Source organism: Leisingera sp. S232, assembly GCF_049800895.1.
In the GTDB taxonomy this organism is placed as follows: Bacteria; Pseudomonadota; Alphaproteobacteria; order Rhodobacterales; family Rhodobacteraceae; genus Leisingera.
This window is the reverse complement of record NZ_JBNAFX010000058.1, coordinates 1-14647: the sequence shown is the minus strand read 5'-3', so window position 1 is coordinate 14647 and position 14647 is coordinate 1. Positions and strand designations below refer to the sequence as shown.

The window sequence follows — 14647 nt, the reverse complement described above, 5'->3', positions numbered from 1 at the left end:
CGAGATACTGCGCGCTTCGCAACGCTTCGGCAGGGCGCTGTGGAAACGATGGAGTGGTTATCACATCCGAAGTCGCGTGGAGGCCAAAATGCTATGCCTCAAGGCATTCGGCGAACGCATCATGGCGAGGGACCCAGACAGACAAACCGCCGAAATCCACATCCGCATCGCTCTCATGAACCGATTCTCGGCCCTCGGCACCGCCGAGATCGTGTGTGATGGATGAATCCGCCGCGGAAAGGGGAAGCTCGTCCTCAAAACGAGTTGCGCAACAACGCCGCGTCTGCCCCTGTTCCTGTCTCTTCAGACATCCTATATTGATGCCATGAAACAGCTTATCTTGCCCGCCGCTCTTTTGGCCCTTCTTTCAACCCCGCTCACCGCAGAGGAAGCAGGCGGGGAAGGCTCCGGTTCCAGTCTGATGGAACGCGGGGCGGAGATGTTGCTGGAGGGGCTGGTGCAGGAAATGGCGCCGGCACTGGAAGATCTGCAGGGGATGATGGGGGAAATCGGCCCGTCGATGGGCGCTTTCCTCAGTAAGATGGGGCCAGCTCTGGCGGATATCGCCCAGGAAGTGGAAGACTGGAGCGCATATGAGCTGCCGGAAATCCTGCCCAATGGCGATATCATCATCCGCAAGAAGCCCAAGGAAAAAGCGCCCGCCGAGGCAGACAAGAGCGAAGAAGAAGGCGTCACCGAAATCTGACGCCGCCTGCGCAGTTCGCCTGTCTTATGCCGGCGGTCCCGGCGCGACTTGCGTCGCTGCCTGTCAGCCCGCCTCCGGCGCAGGTGTGGGTTTCACAAAGCGCAGGTCGATTTCAGCTTCCAGGGTCTTGGCCAGCGATTTCAGCCGCGATTCTGCCACCTCGCCGTACAAGGGCCGCGCCGTATCCGGCAGGTCCACGTGCAGTATCCGTTTGCGCGGCTGCCAGCGCAGCGCACCGATGTCACCATTGCCGGTCACCATCAGCATGGCGCCGAATCGCATTGCCTTGCCCAGCACTTCGGCCTCCTGCTGACCTTTTTCATCCAGCAGCCCGTAGAGATGCTCAAAGGAGCTGCCCTGCCGCTTGTTGCTGTAGCGGTGCAAGAGCGCCAGGCCCAGGAACACCCGTTCGGAATGTTTCAGCCCGCCCAGATTGGCGCGGGTGGCATTGTCGAAACAGACCTCGGCACGGTAGTCGGGATGTGCGCGCCAGCTGACGTCATGCAAAAGGCAGGCCGCCTTGACCAGCCGTCGCTTGCTGTGGCGGGCATTGGCGAACAGCGGGCTGACAAAATCATACATCGTCTTGCCGAAACCGGGAACACGGGCGTCCTTCATCTCGGCAAAGCGGGAGGCCTCGACCAGCGGGTCGCGGGCGCGCAACCGCTGCGGCATCTGTTCGTACAGCAGCCCCTCGCGGATGCCATAGCTGGACACCGCGATATCCTTGGGCTTGAAGGTCTTGACCAGCCGGCTCAGCACGTCGACGGCATAGGGCACCAGCGCCATCCGGCTGGCGGAGACACCGCAGGCGCCGCGCAGCTTGTTCAGATCGGCGGCCTCGATATAGCGGGCGGTTTCGCGCACATCCTTGGCCGACATCCGGTATTCATGCAGCACCTTCAGCGGATAGCCGCGTCGGTGCATGTCGATGCGGGCAATCGCCCGCCAGCTGCCGCCAACCAGGAACAGGCGGTCGCGCTGTGGGCCCATCTCGGCCTTCAGCTGTTCGATCACCTGTTTGATGTGTTCCTTGCGCCCCTTGCGTCCGCCTTTGACGTCGCGCAGCTTCAGCGGCCCCAGCGAGGAGGTGACCCGGCGGCCGACAGAATTCTCCTGGATCTCTGCCAGTTCCATCGAAGAGCCGCCGATATCGCAGACCAGCCCATAGGCGCCGGGCCAGCCCAGCAGAACGCCCTGCGCCGACAGCCGCGCCTCCTCTCGCCCGTCGATGACATGGATCTTCAGCCCCGTTTCGCGCAGCACCTCGTCACAGAACTCCGGCCCGTCCTCGGCGTCGCGCACCGCAGCGGTGGCGACAGCGGACAGGGGTGGCAGCCCCATGCCCTGGGCCAGATGCTGGAACCGGCGCAGTGCGGACAAGGCACGCTCGCGTCCCTCCGGGTTCAGCCGACCGCTTTCCGACAGGCCCGCACCAAGCGCGCACATGATCTTTTCGTTGTAGAAATAGGCCGGGCTGCGGGCGGCGCCGTCAAACACCACCAGCCGGACCGAATTGGAGCCGACATCGACCACTCCGACCCGGGACAGGGCGCGGGCTTTGGGGTCGTCAAAGATGGGTCGCCCGAAGGGCCCCCAATCAGTTGCGGCGGCGGGGTCCTGTGTCACGTTCATGAGGGCTCCGTCTTGCGATCCGGGTGCAGGATGGGACATGGGCGGGCAGCGGTCAACAGCTTGCGGATGCGTCATTTTCCGCCGCCTCTTCGCGCACCTCGGTGAGCGCCCGTACCGCCAGGGGGCGTGTGAGGCTGCGTTTTTCCGCCAGCGACAGCAGGTCCAGCCGCTGCACGATCTGGGCCGCTGCGGCAAAGGAGCGGTCCATATGCGCCACCAGATAGGGAATCACATCCGGCTTGGGGGTGATCTGGCGGTCGTTGAACAGCTTGGCCAGCACCACCGCCAGCAGCTGGTCGTCCGGCGGCTGCAGTTCGGCATGGGTGGCGGCCTGAACCCGGCTTTGCAGGTCAGGCAGAGTAAGCCCCCAAAGGTTCGGCGCGCCGCGCCCGGTCATCACCAGTGCGTGACCCTGTGCCAGCACCAGATTGTGCAGGTGAAACAAGGCATTCTGCCGTGTGGGATCCTCTGCAATCTGCGGCACGTCCTCGACCGCGACCGGCCCCTGCGCCAGCTCCGGCACGGCCTGCTCGCTCAGCTGGGGCGCCGGGATGATCCGCGCTCCGGTCTGGCTGGCCCAGACATGCGCCAGATGGGTTTTGCCCGCGCCCTTGGGGCCGGTGAGCACCAGCTTGCCACTGGGCCAGATGAACTGCGGGTCCAGCAGCGCCACTGCCATGGCGTTGGAGGGCGCGACAAAGAAATCCTCCCGCCCCAGCGCCGGTTTCGCCGGGAGATCAAAGCTCAGCTGCTGTGCCATAGCTGTTATTCCGAATCCGCGTCGCGGTGGCCAAGCCCCAGGTAGAGGCGGCTGTTCAGGTATTGCTCTGTCAGGAACCGCGCAACAACCCCCAGGGCGGCAGCGACGGGAACCGCCACCAGCATGCCGACAAAGCCAAAGAGGGCGCCAAAGACCGACAGCGCCAGCAAGAGCCAGACCGGGTGCAGGCCGACAGAGCCGCCCACCAGCTTGGGTGTCAGGAAGTTGCCCTCAGCCACCTGGCCAATGGCAAAGATGCCCGCCACCAGCCCGATGGACACCCAGTCGCCCCAGAACTGAAACAGCGCAAGGCCAATGGCCAGCGCGCCGCCGATCAGGGCGCCGAGATAGGGGATGAAGGTAATGAGACCGGCGATAAAGCCCACGGCAAGGCCGAAGTTCAGCCCCACAATCATCAGCGCCACGGCGTAATAGGTGCCCAGGATCAGGCAGACGGTGCCCATGCCGTGAATAAAGGAATGCAGCACCGCGTCAATTTCAGAGGCGATCCGGCGGATCACCGGCTGATGATCGCGCGGCAGCAACGCATCAATGCGGTCGATCATCCGGTCCCAGTCCAAAAGCAGATAGACGCTTACCACCGGCACGATGACCAGCAGGACCACCACATTCAGAAGCGACACCGCGGAACCGGCGATGGATTGCAGCATCCCGACCGCGCGCAGTTGGAGCGTCTGGGCGATTGCGGTGATCGCCTGATGAATGCGGCTGTCCTGTTCAAAAACCGCTGGGAAATGCTCATTGGCAAAGCTGCGCGCGTCCTGGACCAGCTGCGGCAGCACATTGACCAGATCGATCATCTGATAAATCAGCGTCGGCACCACAACCAGCAGCATCAGAAGGAACACCAGCAGCGCGCCCACCGTGATGGCGGCAATGGCACCGGAGCGGCTCATCCCCCAGGCTTCCAGCCGGTCGGCGATCGGGTCGATCATATAGGCGATGGCGGCGCCCAGCACAAAAGGCAGCAGCACATCGCCCAGGGCCCACATCACAACGGCAAAGACCAAGGCCGCAATGCCCCAGTATTTGAACTGCTTCTTTGCTGGTAGAGCCATGTCCGGGTGCCCGCCTTTGGTCCGTTTGCTTCAGGTTTCTGGTGCCAGTCTTTCCTGATGGGGCAGGGGCTTGCAAGGGGGCAGGGTAAATCCCCTGTGGGCAAGGCGGGGATAAGGCGGAAAAGAGCGGGGGCAAGTTTAGAAAATGCTGCGCCCTGCCGCAGGTCGGGCAGCGCCCGCCCTCATAGTGTGGGCGGGCGCTCCGCCCCGTTCGGGGCGGGGCGTTCCTTCAGCTCTGGATGGTGCCCAGTTCAGGGGTGTCTTCGCCTGCGTCCTCATCTGGCCAGTTGGTGCGCCAGATTTCTGCCGACCAATGGCCGCAATGGACCGCTGGGCGGTCGAACCCCGGCACCGGTGGCAGCAGCGGCGCCACCACCACGTCATGGCGCGGCACCGCGAAATAGGGGAAGGAATAGCGTTCCCGCCCGGATTTGTTCACCACCCGGTGCGGGGTGGAGACCAGCCGCCCGCCAGACCACAATTCCAGCATGTCGCCGATATTGACGACAAAGCCGCCGGGCGGGCAGTCGGGCGTGATCCAGCCGCCGTCTCGTGTCTGCACCTCCAGGCCGCCGACCGGGTCCGGCGCGATGATGGTCAGCGCATCGGTGTCCTTGTGTGGATGGATGCCAAAGCCCGTATCCTCCGGCGCCTGCGGCGGGTAATGCAGCAGGCTCATGTTGGTCAGGGGCTCGCGGAAGGGGTCCTGAAACTGCGCCGGATCCAGCCCCAGACCCTCGGCCAGCGCGCCCAAGAGCAGGTGAAAGACGCCGTCCAGTTCGCCCCAGTACCCCAGGATCACATCACGCGCTTGCGGCACCTCAGCAGGCCAGCGGTTAGGGCCGTAAAGCGGGCAGGCGGCGCGGATCGGATCGTCCGCTGCCACCTCATGGTGCAGTTTGTAGCCTTCGTATTTGTCTGCGGTGCCGCTGCCATCGTTCGGAGTGAAGAACCCCATCGGGATGTAGCCACGGTAATTTTCTCGCGTAATCGCTTGATCCCATTTGGATTTCTCATCCACGGCAAAGATCGCCCGCACGGCGCTGCGTACAGCCTCCACTTTATCCGGCGCAACGCCTGTGCCGGTGATCGAGAGGAACCCGATATCCTCTGCCGCCGCCAAAACAGCAGCAATTGTGTCCTTGCGCTGCGGATGAGCCTCCTTGCGCAGGGGCGAGATGTCGATGGTGGGAATGCTCTGGCTCAATGGATCCGCACCCCCTGGCGTTTCAGCTCGGCCTGAACTTGCGCGATATTCACCGCGTCCAGTTCGCAATCCGACTTGACCGACAGCGCTGCGGCAATGCCGGCACCTTGGCCAGCCACAGCGCAAGCCGCCATGTTGCGGGTGGCGGCATGGGCGATCTTGTCGCCGCCGATGGCGCGGCCGGTGACCAGCAGGCCCTGTACGCCCTTGGGCAGCATCGACCGGTAGGGGATCTGCATGTAGCGCCCCGTCGTGGGCAGGATCAGCACCCCGTAGCCATCGATGAATTCGGGATAGATGCCGATGGTGTCGTCAAAGCGGCCCTGATTGCGGGTCTCCTGCTCGGTGATGTTGTGACGGGCATCGATCTTGCGGGTGTCGCGGATGCCGATGGTCATGCCAAAATTGCGCAGCCGCGCGCCCGCGCAACCCGGCGTATAGATGCGCAATGCGTTGATGGCGTGCATCGCCTGTTTGCGCCCCTCGATCTCGCCCTTGGTCATGCTGTCGGGGTCTGTGCCGTCGATCTCTGCCAGATGCACCAGGTTCATATAGGTCATCTCACCGCTGTCATGCACCGCGCCCCAGGTGCCGCCGATGGTGTTGAGATGCGCGGGGATCACCCCGTCGCGGATCGCCTGGCCAAAGGGCTTGGCCAGAAAGGGAGAGAACATCTCGTCTTCCTTGCCGGAAGTCTCCACCTGCCATTCGCCGGTGGACCAGTTGGCATAGGTCTGTGGATCGGCCTTGACGCCCTCCATGAACGCCTGCTTGTCGACGCCGGCAATGTGGAACATCACGCTGGCCGCCTGCATCTGCTCCACCGGGGTCTTGATGGTCGGTGCACCCATCATATGGGCAATATCGGCGTCGCCGGTGGCATCGATCACCCGTTTCGCCAGCACCGCTTCGCGGCCCGCCTTGCTTTCGACAATCACCCCGGTGATCCGGCTGCCCTCGTGGATCGGGGCCACAAAGACACGGTGCAGCATGGGGTAGATGCCTGCTTCCTCGACCAGCGTGTCCGCCACCAGCTTGAAGCCTTCGCTGTCCAGTTCATAAGACAGGGACTGGCTTTCGGGCACCGCCGCCCCCATCGCCTTGGCGCGCTCCTCGAACTCCCAGCCGATGCCATGGGCCTCGACCGTCTGTTCATGCCGGTACCAGGCAAAGCCTTCGACGCCGACGGTGGTGATATTGCCGCCGAAACAGCCGAACCGGTCCATGAGCGTCACCTCCACCCCGGTCCGCGCCGCTGCCAGCGCCGCAGCCAGCCCGCCGGGGCCGGAGCCCACCACCAGCACGTCGGTTTCATGGATGACCGGGATCTCCCGCGCCGGTTCTGTTATGGTCTTGGCCACGTGTCTCTCCCCTGTCCCTGAGAGCGGTGTTTACGGTAACAGTTCCGACTATTGAACGGCGGTTCAAGTTCTTTTGCGCCGCGATGCTGCAAAAACGACAAGAGCGCAGCAATCTTGTAAAAATGGCCAGGCTTCCTAAATTCTCTGGCTATGGGGGCCTGAAAATTTGGTTCCGAGCAGTTTTCATGTGTTGTTATTTTTGAATACCGGAGTTTGCAAATGTCGAACAAAGACGCCTTCAAGATCGTCCGAGCCTTTATGGATGAAACCGAAGAATTCTATTCAGACGTTGTCGAGGTTGCTGAGAAGAACCTCAAGGACGGGGAGCTGAAGCTCTATCCGGACAAGCTGAAAAAGTCCTACAAGGCCGCACTGACCAAATGCGACAAGATCTATGGGAAATTCTGCGACGTCTCTGACCGGATCGACCCGGAAAACCCCGACATGAAGATCGTCCGCAAGGCCAGCGAGGAACGCGGCAAACTGGCGCTGGCCTGCGAAGTTCTGGAGGCGCAGAATGCCATGTTCTCGGCCTATATCGGCGCCAAGGTCGCCTCGCAATATGTCGGGGTGATTGCGCTGCTGGCGGCGGTGGTCAAGAACGGCGAGGGCGAGCTCGGCCGGGTTGTCAAAAAGGTCGAGAAGCTGACGAAGGAGCTGAAAAAGGCCAAGTCGCTGGTGCGTGAAGCCAAGACCCAGCGGGCAATCAACGTCACCATCACCGTTGCCACAACCGTTCTGCTGCCCGAGCTGAAGGCGGCGCAGGCGGTCTATGTCGCCATCGGGGTGGGCCTGTCGCGCTCCGCGATCGACGACATGCTGGGGCCGACCGGAGCCACTGACGCAGGGGCTCTCAAGAACGTCTCGACCGAATATGCTGGCTGTGCAACCGCGCTGGGCAGTGCCGCCAACAGCAGCGCCACGGTGATTTCGGGCATTGATACGCTGATTTCGGACGGGGTTGAGGTCGGCAAGGCCGAGAAGATCCTGAAAGACGCCAAAAAAGACCTGAAAGACGCGCAGAAACGGCTGGAGAAGCTGAAGCTTTATGCCAAGCCCAACGGCGAGCAGCTGCAGAAGCTGGCGATTGGTCTTGAAAAAGCGCAGAAAGCGGCCTCCTCCAAGATGAAAGCCTATAAGGCAGCCAAGGCCAAGCGCGACGAGCTGCAGAAAGACCTGGAGAACGCCCAGGCCGGATAAGGCCGAAAAAGGTCGGGGATTGCCCGGAGCCTGCCCAGCGCTGGGTAGTCCGGCAGTCCTGCGGCCCGCTCGCCGGGCCGGGACCTGACCTTGGGAAGGCGTGCAGGCGTGTTTCCGCGGCGTTGAGACCGTTGTGAAAACTTTTCCTGCGGACAGTTTCGGGTCGAAACGGGCAGGGCCCGATCAGGTGCAGGCCGTGCCGCCGCGCGCTACGCCCCATAAGATACAACCCGATGCGGGATCTGTTGTCCTGGTTTCAGCACCAAGCAAAGAGGCAGTTGTTTCTCCGCCCTTGCCCGCACCCCCATCAGCCACTAAACCGGGCGGGAACTCGAACCCTCATCACCGATGGAGCCAAGATGCGCCTGTCCCGCTATTTTCTGCCGGTTCTGAAAGAGAACCCCTCGGAAGCCCAGATCGTCAGCCACCGGCTGATGCTGCGCGCCGGGATGATCAAGCAATCCTCTGCCGGGATCTATTCCTGGCTGCCGCTTGGTTTCAAGGTCTTGAAAAAGATCGAAAGCATCGTCCATGACGAGCAGATCCGCGCGGGCCATATCCCGATGCAGATGCCGACCATGCAGTCTGCCGATCTATGGCGCGAGAGCGGCCGCTATGAGGCCTATGGCCAGGAAATGCTGCGGATGAAGGATCGGCATGACCGCGACATGCTGTTCACCCCCACCGCCGAAGAGCTGATCACCGATATCTTCCGCGCCCATGTCAGCAGCTACAAGGACCTGCCGCTGACCATGTATCAGATCCAGTGGAAATTCCGCGACGAGATCCGCCCACGTTTCGGCGTGATGCGCGGCCGCGAATTCTACATGAAGGACGGCTATAACTTCGACCTGACCAAGGAAGACGCGCTGCACGCCTACAACCGCCATCTGGTCAGCTATCTGCGCACCTATGAGCGCATGGGCCTGCAGGCGATCCCGATGCGCGCCGACAGCGGCCCCATTGGCGGCGATGACACCCATGAATTCCTGGTGCTGGCCGACACCGGCGAGTCCGAGGTGTTTTATGACAGCGCCGTCACCGATCTGACCTTTGGCGACCGCGAGATCGACTATGACGACGTCGCGCAGTGCCAGGGCGTGCTGGAGGAGTTCACCTCGAAATACGCCCGCACCGACGAGACCCACGACGAAGCCCTGTTCAATGCAATCCCCGAGGAGCGCCGCCGCGTCGCGCGCGGTATCGAGGTCGGACAGATCTTCTACTTTGGCACCAAATATTCCGATGCCATGGGCGCCACTGTGCAGGGGCCGGACGGCAAGCCGGTTCCGGTCCACATGGGCAGTCACGGCATTGGCGTGTCGCGTCTGCTGGGCGCGATCATCGAGGCCAGCCATGACGACAAGGGCATCATCTGGCCCGAGGGCGTGACCCCGTTCCACTGCGGGATCGTCAACCTGAAACAGGGCGATGACGAAGCGGATGCGGCCTGTAACCAGCTTTATGCAGCGCTGACGGCGGCCGGTCTGGATCCGCTTTATGACGATCGCAAAGAACGCGCCGGCGGCAAATTTGCCACCATGGACCTGATCGGTCTGCCCTGGCGCATCACTGTCGGCCCGCGTGGGCTGAAGAACGGCGTGGTGGAACTCACCTCCCGCCGCACCGGTGAAAGCGAGGAACTGTCCCCGGAAGAGGCCGTGAAGAAGGTGGTGGAAGTCTACAAGGCCCACCCCACCGGTCGCGGCTTCTGAGCAGCACTGCTTGGCAGTTTGAAAAGCATGAGAAAGGGAGCCGCGCGGCTCCCTTTCTTCTTTGGAGGGGGGGGCGCACGGCGTCGAGAGGGGCACCCAAGGCGTGTTATCAGCCGTGTTTCAACGGGTAGTCATGTCCTGAGAACCGGTGAAACACAGCGGCAATCGCAACCAATGCAAGGGCACCGGTCAACACCGGGAACAGCAGGAAGGAGATGCCAGGGTCGGCGGCGAAGACCACCAGGGGATCCGCACCGGCGGGCGGGTGGGTCAGCCGAAGCGCGGCCATCAGGGCAATCGACAGGCCGACGGCCAGCGCCAGGGCCCACCAGGTATCGGGCAGCAATGCGTTCAGCGCCAGCGCGACAGCGGTCGCCAGAACATGGCCGCCAACCACATGCGCGGGCTGTGACAGCGGGCTGGTGGGAACCGCGAACAGCAGCACGCAGCTGGCGCCGAAAGGCGCCATCAAAAGCAGGATATTGGCGTGCGTTGACAGCAGTGACAGCACCGCAATGGCCAGAAAGGCGCCCAGTCCCGCCAGTCCCGCCATCCGCAGCGACGCAGGCGGCAGGGCGCGTTTGAAATACCTGTCCATTGTTTGTTCACCCCTTATCACAGGTACCCGGTCGATAAAGCTGTGCGGGCGAAAAAATGCAAGGCCGAGGGCATTTTGGCGCCTCACAACGAGGTGACATCAGCCGTGGCCGAGCCACGAGTTTTCTGCAAAACCCATGGCAAAGCAATTTGCAGAAAAAATTGCCCCCGCCGCCGGGCGGGGGCAGGGGCCGCAAGGCGGTTCAGATCAGAGAATGTCGAAGTTGGCGGCACTCAGCTCATCGAATTCAACTCCGCGCAGCACCAGCGCATCACCGTCGCCGAAGTTCAGTACGGTGTTTTCGCCGCGGCTGCGGGCAAATCCTGCAAGGTCGTCAAAGCTCTCTACGCCTTCGACATCCAGCTGGATCATGTCGTCATCGGCACTGAAGTCCACGATACGGTCGCGGCCATCGCCTTGTTCAAAGATGAAGGTGTCGTCACCGCGCCCGCCTTTCAGCACGTCGCGGCCGGTGCCACCATCCAGCGAGTCATTGCCACGGCCGCCGAACAGCACGTCACGGCCTGCGCCGCCGTCCAGCTCATCCCAGCCGCTGCGGCCCAGCAGGATATCGCGGCCACCGCCTGCGCTGACCAGGTCATCCACAGCGGAGCCGCGGAAGAAGTCGAACCCGTCGGTGCCTTCGGTCACCAGATATTCGTTGATGTGAACTTCGGCAATCTGTGCGCCGGGCTGGGTGAAATCCGCCGCCTCCGGGTCAATGAATGCACCGGCTGCATTGGTGCCGCCCAGGACGTTGCCTTCGCCCTCGGGCAGGAAGCCTTCGTGCAGCGTGACCACACCGTTTTCGTCTACGCCGGTATCAGGCGCTGTCTGGTTGAGGAAAGCGGCGTCTTCTTCGGTGTTCTCTTCAGTGCCTGCATCCAGCACATCGCTGCCTTCAAAGACGATGTTCTGTGAACCGAGGAAATTGCCTTCTTCGTCAAACAGCTGCACGGCCTGTCCGGTGCCGACAAATGCGTCGTTGGACGGAAGGATCATCGACGCCAGCGAGATATAGCCGTTGGAGGCGCCGTCCACGCTGATCTCTGCGACGCCGGTCTCGCCGGTGGCCAGCGGCCCGCCTGCGCCCAGCACCGCACCGGTCACGGCATCGCTGTCGAGAGCCTCGACCTCAGCATTGATCGGGGCAAAGTTGCCATCCTCGGCCAGTGCCTCCAGCCCGGCAGACGCGGCTTCGTTCCGGTTGTAGAGGTCAAAGCTGCCGTCATGGGCTGCAAACCAGAACGGGGTCAGAAAGGTGCCGCCCTGGGCAGAGGTGTTGGATGCAACAATGCGAATATCGGTCATTGGGGTGTCCTTTTTTATAATGACGTGCGGGCACCTTGGGCAGGTATGTTTCTCCTGCCTAGGTGCAGGCGGATCACGGTTGATCAACTGGGCAGGAACTCACTGTGAGATCACAGGAAGATCATTTGTTGTGAGGCAAAAAGGCCGGGATTTCTAGATGTTGTCGCTGTTTCTGAGTGGCTGCGGGTTTTGCGGCAGGCAGCCGGGCCGGCGGAAATGCACATCTGCGGTACGCCCAGCCTTGACCCCGGGCGCGCATCGGCACAGGTTGCAGGCAAAATCTCCGGGCAGGACCTATTTATGGCCACGACACCACCGCCGTTTTCCCGTTTCGAATGGATCATCGCCTGGCGCTACCTTCGCGCCCGCAAGGCCGAGGGCGGGGTCAGCGTGATGACCTGGATCAGCCTCATCGGCATTACCCTGGCGGTGTTTGCGCTGATCGCCACGCTGGCGGTGCGCACTGGCTTTCGGTCAGAGTTTGTCGGCACCATTCTTGGCGCCAATGCCCATGTCACGCTCTATTCCTACGGCCAGGTGAATGAGGCCGGCGCGGTGGATCGCACCCTGCAAGATTTTCAGGCGCTGGCAGATCAGGTGGCCGCAGTGCCCGGTGTCATCCGTGCCGCGCCTTTGGTGAAGGGGCAGGTGATGGCCAACCGCCGCCAGCGCAATGCCGGCGTTGAGGTCTTTGGCATCTCGGCTGCCGATATTCTGGGTATTCCCGGTGTTGCCCAAAGCAAAGAGGCGATCGGTGATCTGGCCCGGTTCGGCGAAGGCATTGCCATCGGCTCGGGCGTGGCACGCGAACTGGGCCTTTCTGTTGGCGACAAGATCAAGCTGATTTCTCCCAACGGGGTCAAAACCGCCTTTGGCACCAGCCCGCGGGTCAATGCCTATGAGGTGGTCTATGTTTTCACGGCAGGCCGTTGGGACATCGACCGCACCCGTGTTTACCTGCCGTTTGCCGAGGCGCAGAGCTTCTTCAACCGCGAGGGCGTGGCGGATGAGATTGAAATAATGGTGCAAGACCCGGAAAACGTGGACAGGCTCGTCCCGTCGATCCTGGTGGCAGCGGGGGGCGGGGCAGGTGTCTGGACCTGGCGGGATGCCTCTGGCGGGTTCCTGCGTGCGCTGGAGGTCGAGGACAACGTCATGTTCATCATCCTGTCGATCCTGGTGCTGATTGCAGCGATGAATATCGTTTCCGGCCTGATCATGCTGGTCAAGAACAAGGGCCGCGACATTGGCATCCTGCGGACCATCGGTCTGAGCGAGGGGTCTGTCATGCGGGTGTTCTTTATCTGCGGCGCCTTTACCGGCGTTCTTGGCACCGTTTTCGGCGTTGTGCTGGGATGCCTGTTTGCGCTGTATATCGACCCGATCTTTTCGTTCGTGAACTATGTGATGGGCGGCGGTGTCTGGGATCCGTCGATCCGTGGCATCTATGCGCTGCCTGCTGAGCTGCGGCTGGCGGATGTGCTCTCGGCCACCGGGCTGTCTCTGGGGCTGTCGTTTTTTGTGACCATTTTCCCGGCCCGCCGCGCGGCGCGGCTGAACCCGGTGGAGGCGCTGCGCTATGAGTGAGGTCATGCTGGAACTGAAGGGGATCGCCAAATCCTACCTGACTGGCACAGCGGGGCAGGTGGATGTGCTGCGCGGCGCGGATCTGAGCCTGCAGGCAGGGGAAGTGGTGGCGCTGGTTGCACCTTCGGGCGCTGGTAAATCGACGCTCCTGCACATTGCGGGGCTTTTGGACACGCCGGACACGGGCGAGGTGCGTGTGGCGGGCGCAGATGTGACCCGCAAGGGTGACCGCGGCCGCACGCGCCTGCGCCGTCAGGAAGTGGGTTTTGTCTATCAGTTCCACCACTTGCTGCCGGAATTTTCGGCGCTGGAAAACATCGTGCTGCCGCAGCTGGCCAATGGTGCTACGCAGAAATCCGCGGTGGCGCGGGCGGCGCAGCTATTGGGCACAGTGGGGTTGGCGGGGCGCGCAGATCACCGCCCTGCGGCGCTTTCGGGTGGCGAGCAGCAGCGGGTGGCGTTCTGCCGGGCGCTGGCCAACAGCCCTCGGGTGCTGTTGGCGGATGAACCCACCGGAAACCTCGATCCCGCAACTTCCGATCAGGTCTTTGCCGCCTTGATGGAGCTGGTGCGCGGCACAGGCCTGTCGGCGCTGATTGCCACTCATAACCTGGAGTTGGCTTCCCGGATGGACCGGCAGATCAGGCTGGAAAATGGGCTGCTGGTGGCGATGTAAGAAAATTGCGCCCTGGCGGCGCAATGCCTTCGGCGAGAGTATTTGGGAAAGGTGAAAGCGGGGCGAGCAGCTTCAGGCGGAACCTTGCCGACGGTGCCGACAGCAGTCTATGGCCGGGTGCCGGGGTTTGCTATCAGCTATTCAAATCGGAGCAGGCGGGTTAGGCTGTCCGGCAATGCGCAGAAAGGGCTGATACGTGGTGAATTCCGTTATCGAAAAAGATGTGACCGTTGAGGGCAACATCTCCTCCAGCAAAGGCAGCGTCGAAGTGCGGGGCCGGGTTGTCGGCGATGTATCGGCGCAGGCTGTGACAGTGCTGCAGGGCGGCACTGTCGAGGGGGCGCTGAATGCCCGCTCCGTGACCGTCGAGGGCGCTTACAGCGGTCAGATCCAATGCGAGGACCTGCGGCTGGCGGCCAGTTCCCAAGTGCGGGCGGACGTGTCGGCGCAGACCATGTCCACGGAGAACGGCGCCCAGCTGCAGGGCAATATCAAGGTCAGCAGCCAGGCAGGCTGAGGGGCGGGACGGTCCTGTCCGGGCCGCGCAGTTCCGGCTGGTGTTGATCGGCGTTGTTGCACAAAGGCCGTAGAGGATTCACTTTGCGAATCCCGTAGGTTAGATCGGCGGCATGCCGAAGCCTGCCTCTTCCCGCTATCGAACAACGAACTGGTCCAACTATAACGCATCACTTCGAAAGCGCGGCTCTCTGCTGGTCTGGTTTGACCGCGACATGACCTGGTTCGCCGAGCGATGCGGCAAACGCGGACGACCGGAGACCTTCTCCGATGCGGCCATCCAGTTCTGCCTTAGT

General features: G+C 62.5%; 14 protein-coding genes and 1 pseudogene. 8 read left to right on the top strand and 7 right to left on the bottom strand.

Features of this window, described 5'->3' with window-relative positions:
- Together ACP151_RS20605 and ACP151_RS20600 are read left to right on the top strand one after the other, a co-directional pair.
- Positions 1-226 (top strand): annotated as a pseudogene (locus ACP151_RS20605) (IS5/IS1182 family transposase); the annotation flags it as partial.
- 99 nt (positions 227-325) lie between these two features.
- A complete protein-coding gene (locus tag ACP151_RS20600) occupies positions 326-706 on the top strand; it encodes a hypothetical protein (protein WP_424980714.1) in 381 nt (126 codons plus the stop codon).
- A gap of 63 nt (positions 707-769) precedes the next feature.
- On the opposite strand, the gene ACP151_RS20595 is transcribed toward ACP151_RS20600, so the two are convergent.
- The 5 genes from ACP151_RS20595 to ACP151_RS20575 form a co-directional block, all read right to left on the bottom strand.
- Positions 770-2341, bottom strand: a complete 1572-nt coding sequence (locus ACP151_RS20595) for a Ppx/GppA family phosphatase (RefSeq protein WP_424980713.1) — start codon at positions 2339-2341, stop codon at positions 770-772.
- A gap of 52 nt (positions 2342-2393) precedes the next feature.
- Positions 2394-3101, bottom strand: a complete 708-nt coding sequence (locus ACP151_RS20590; RefSeq protein WP_424980712.1) for an HdaA/DnaA family protein — start codon at positions 3099-3101, stop codon at positions 2394-2396.
- 5 nt (positions 3102-3106) lie between these two features.
- Entirely contained in the window at positions 3107-4180 is a 1074-nt protein-coding gene (locus tag ACP151_RS20585; RefSeq protein ID WP_424980711.1) for an AI-2E family transporter, read from the bottom strand.
- Positions 4181-4409: 229 nt separating this feature from the next.
- Positions 4410-5387 (bottom strand): isopenicillin N synthase family dioxygenase, encoded by a 978-nt coding sequence (locus ACP151_RS20580; protein ID WP_424980710.1) that lies wholly within the window; start codon positions 5385-5387, stop codon positions 4410-4412.
- The gene (locus ACP151_RS20575) at positions 5384-6748 is read right to left on the bottom strand and encodes an FAD-dependent oxidoreductase (RefSeq protein ID WP_424980709.1); all 1365 of its coding nucleotides are present in this window, start codon (positions 6746-6748) and stop codon (positions 5384-5386) included. Before ACP151_RS20575 ends, ACP151_RS20580 begins: the two co-directional genes overlap by 4 nt.
- Before the next feature lie 219 nt (positions 6749-6967).
- Here ACP151_RS20575 and ACP151_RS20570 point away from each other — a divergent pair, with 219 nt between their 5' ends.
- Both ACP151_RS20570 and proS read left to right on the top strand, forming a co-directional pair.
- Positions 6968-7948 carry a hypothetical protein gene (locus ACP151_RS20570; RefSeq protein ID WP_424980708.1) on the top strand — a complete coding sequence of 327 codons (981 nt, stop codon included), beginning with the start codon at positions 6968-6970 and terminating at the stop codon, positions 7946-7948.
- 359 nt (positions 7949-8307) lie between these two features.
- Positions 8308-9663: a proline--tRNA ligase gene (proS, locus tag ACP151_RS20565; protein ID WP_424980707.1), complete on the top strand. Its 1356-nt coding sequence runs from the start codon at positions 8308-8310 to the stop codon at positions 9661-9663.
- Positions 9664-9772: 109 nt separating this feature from the next.
- Here proS and ACP151_RS20560 read toward each other — a convergent pair whose 3' ends face one another.
- Positions 9773-10261 carry an HPP family protein gene (locus ACP151_RS20560; RefSeq protein WP_424980706.1) on the bottom strand — a complete coding sequence of 163 codons (489 nt, stop codon included), beginning with the start codon at positions 10259-10261 and terminating at the stop codon, positions 9773-9775.
- Between the two features lie 207 nt (positions 10262-10468).
- Positions 10469-11572, bottom strand: coding sequence for a spondin domain-containing protein (locus ACP151_RS20555; protein WP_424980704.1), 1104 nt, complete (start codon positions 11570-11572; stop codon positions 10469-10471).
- Between the two features lie 300 nt (positions 11573-11872).
- Here ACP151_RS20555 and ACP151_RS20550 point away from each other — a divergent pair, with 300 nt between their 5' ends.
- The 4 genes from ACP151_RS20550 to ACP151_RS20535 all read left to right on the top strand — a co-directional run.
- Positions 11873-13159, top strand: coding sequence for a lipoprotein-releasing ABC transporter permease subunit (locus ACP151_RS20550; protein WP_424980703.1), 1287 nt, complete (start codon positions 11873-11875; stop codon positions 13157-13159).
- Positions 13152-13835 (top strand): ABC transporter ATP-binding protein, encoded by a 684-nt coding sequence (locus tag ACP151_RS20545; RefSeq protein ID WP_424980702.1) that lies wholly within the window; start codon positions 13152-13154, stop codon positions 13833-13835. The genes ACP151_RS20550 and ACP151_RS20545 overlap by 8 nt, the downstream gene beginning before the upstream one ends.
- A 196-nt stretch (positions 13836-14031) precedes the next feature.
- Complete coding sequence (locus tag ACP151_RS20540) at positions 14032-14352, top strand: bactofilin family protein (RefSeq protein WP_424980701.1); 321 nt, start codon at positions 14032-14034, stop codon at positions 14350-14352.
- Positions 14353-14464: 112 nt separating this feature from the next.
- Positions 14465-14647 (top strand): transposase (locus ACP151_RS20535; RefSeq protein WP_424976771.1); only part of this gene is annotated, 183 nt, incomplete at its 3' end.

What these genes read in the sequence shown, in the direction of transcription:
- ACP151_RS20600 (WP_424980714.1), top strand. Translation starts at nt 326, where the DNA reads ATGAAACAGCTTATCTTGCCCGCCGCTCTTTTGGCCCTTCTTTCAACC.
- ACP151_RS20595 (WP_424980713.1), bottom strand. Translation starts at nt 2,341, where the DNA reads ATGAACGTGACACAGGACCCCGCCGCCGCAACTGATTGGGGGCCCTTC.
- ACP151_RS20590 (WP_424980712.1), bottom strand. Translation starts at nt 3,101, where the DNA reads ATGGCACAGCAGCTGAGCTTTGATCTCCCGGCGAAACCGGCGCTGGGG.
- ACP151_RS20585 (WP_424980711.1), bottom strand. Translation starts at nt 4,180, where the DNA reads ATGGCTCTACCAGCAAAGAAGCAGTTCAAATACTGGGGCATTGCGGCC.
- ACP151_RS20570 (WP_424980708.1), top strand. Translation starts at nt 6,968, where the DNA reads ATGTCGAACAAAGACGCCTTCAAGATCGTCCGAGCCTTTATGGATGAA.
- proS (WP_424980707.1), top strand. Translation starts at nt 8,308, where the DNA reads ATGCGCCTGTCCCGCTATTTTCTGCCGGTTCTGAAAGAGAACCCCTCG.
- ACP151_RS20560 (WP_424980706.1), bottom strand. Translation starts at nt 10,261, where the DNA reads ATGGACAGGTATTTCAAACGCGCCCTGCCGCCTGCGTCGCTGCGGATG.
- ACP151_RS20555 (WP_424980704.1), bottom strand. Translation starts at nt 11,572, where the DNA reads ATGACCGATATTCGCATTGTTGCATCCAACACCTCTGCCCAGGGCGGC.
- ACP151_RS20550 (WP_424980703.1), top strand. Translation starts at nt 11,873, where the DNA reads ATGGCCACGACACCACCGCCGTTTTCCCGTTTCGAATGGATCATCGCC.
- ACP151_RS20545 (WP_424980702.1), top strand. Translation starts at nt 13,152, where the DNA reads ATGAGTGAGGTCATGCTGGAACTGAAGGGGATCGCCAAATCCTACCTG.